Origin of the sequence: Paenibacillus sp. LPE1-1-1.1 (genome assembly GCF_040676435.1) — a bacterium.
Lineage (GTDB): Bacteria > Bacillota > Bacilli > Paenibacillales > Paenibacillaceae > Pristimantibacillus.
The window spans coordinates 1-248 of sequence record NZ_JBEGHY010000038.1; the positions used below are offsets into that span (position 1 = coordinate 1).

Annotated in this window: 1 rRNA gene; it reads left to right on the top strand. The window is 51.2% G+C overall.

Features of this window, described 5'->3' with window-relative positions:
- Positions 1-136 precede the first annotated feature (136 nt).
- A 23S ribosomal RNA gene (locus tag MRBLPE1_RS26750) occupies positions 137-248 on the top strand; the annotation flags it as partial.

A 248-nucleotide genomic window follows, 5' to 3' on the forward strand; every position in this document is an offset into this window, starting at 1 on the left:
TTTAAGCTGTTTTTATTGTTAGCGAAAGGTGTTCGAGATTGCAGCGACATTTAACGACTTTTTCCCCACCTCTACAGAGGTTATTGTTCAAGGGAAAAAGCGGTAACGGAGCGCAAGCCGAATCACCCGAGCATATGGTTAAGCTAGTAAGAGCGCACGGAGGATGCCTAGGCACCAGGAGCCGAAGAAGGACGTGGCGAACAACGATACCGCCCCGGGGAGCCGTAAGCAGGCATTGATCCGAGGAT